The organism is Pseudomonas sp. BS-2016, assembly GCF_001806145.1.
Lineage (GTDB): Bacteria > Pseudomonadota > Gammaproteobacteria > Pseudomonadales > Pseudomonadaceae > Aquipseudomonas > Aquipseudomonas lundensis.
Genome location: NZ_MLCT01000174.1, coordinates 1 through 1,653, shown reverse-complemented (window position 1 = coordinate 1,653; position 1,653 = coordinate 1). Strand labels below are relative to the sequence as shown.

Below are 1,653 nucleotides of genomic sequence, written 5' to 3'. Positions count from 1 at the left end.
GCGTTCACGCTGGCTCTACACCGACGCCATCGCCGCCAGCTTCCTGATCAACATCATCGCCATGGCCGCGCCGCTGTTCGTGATGAACGTGTACGACCGCGTTGTGCCGAACCAGGCCACCGCCACCCTGTGGGTGCTGGCCGTGGGCATCTGCGGTGCCTACCTGTTCGACCTGATCCTCAAAAGCCTGCGCAGCCTGTGCCTGGACCTGGCCGGTAAAAAGACCGACCTGATCATCTCGGCCACGCTGTTCGAGCGCATCGTCGGCATGTCCATGAAATACCGTCCGGCGCGGGTCGGCAGCTTCGCGCAGAACATCCATGAGTTTCAAAGCTTGCGCGACTTCCTCGCGTCGCTGACCCTCACCAGCCTGATCGACCTGCCGTTTACGCTGCTGATCTTCCTGGTCATCGCCATTCTCGGCGGGCACCTGGTGTGGATTCCGGTGCTGGCGTTCCCACTGGCCCTGGGCATCGGCTACGCCTTGCAAAAGCCCCTGGTCGCGACCATGGAACGCACCATGGCGCTGGCCGCCGAGCGCCAGTCGAGCCTGATCGAAACCCTCGCCGGGCTTGATGCGGTCAAGGTCAACAATGCCGAGAGCGAGCGTCAGTACGGCTGGGAACAGACCATCGGTACCCTGAGCCGGCTTGAGCTGCGGGTGAAGTTGCTGTCGGGCCTGTCGATGAACATGACCCTGCTGATCCAGCAACTGGCCGGCGTGATCATGATCGTGTTCGGCGTGTACCAGATCATCGACGGCAACCTCAGCATGGGCGGCCTGATTGCCTGCTACATGCTCAGTGGTCGTGCCTTGAGCCCGTTGGCCTCGCTGTCGGGCCTGCTGACGCGCTATCAGCAAGCCAAGGTCACCATGACCTCGGTGGACCAGATGATGGAGCTGCCCCAGGAGCGCAACTTCGAAGAGCGCCCCATGAGCCGGCGCACCCTGCAAGGCGCCATCGAGTGCCGCGGCCTGAACTTCACTTACCCGAACCAGCAGAACCTGGCGCTGAAAAACATCAACCTGGTGATCAAGCCAGGGGAAAAAATCGGCATCATCGGCCGCAGCGGCTCGGGCAAAAGCTCCCTGGCCAAGTTGATCGTCGGCCTTTACCAACCCGACTCCGGCTCCTTGCTGGTGGACGGCGTGGACGTGCGCCAGATCGACGTGAGCGAGCTGCGCCACAACATCGGCTATGTCGCCCAAGACATTCAATTGCTGGCCGGCACCCTGCGCGACAACCTGGTCAGCGGTGCGCGCTACGTCGAGGATGAAATGGTTTTGCAAGCTGCCGAACTGGCTGGCGTGCACGAATTTGCCCGCCTGCATCCCCAAGGCTACGAGCTGCAAGTCGGCGAGCGTGGGCAGAACCTGTCCGGCGGCCAGCGTCAGAACGTCGCCCTGGCCCGTGCGCTGCTGCTCAACCCGCCCATGCTGCTGCTGGACGAACCCACCAGCGCCATGGACAACACCGGTGAAGAACGCTTGAAGCAACGCCTACAAGCCGTGGTGCAAAACAAAACCGTGGTGCTGGTCACGCACCGAGCCTCACTGCTCTCCCTGGTTGATCGTCTGCTGGTGGTCGACCGTGGGCAGATTCTCGCGGACGGCCCGAAAGCCGTGGTCATGGAAGCGTTGAAGAAGGGGCA

1 protein-coding gene is annotated in these 1,653 nt (G+C 62.6%); it reads left to right on the top strand.

Features of this window, described 5'->3' with window-relative positions:
* The coding region (locus BKD70_RS23470) for a type I secretion system permease/ATPase (protein WP_070415498.1) at positions 1 to 1,653 on the top strand (1,653 nt) is incomplete at both ends.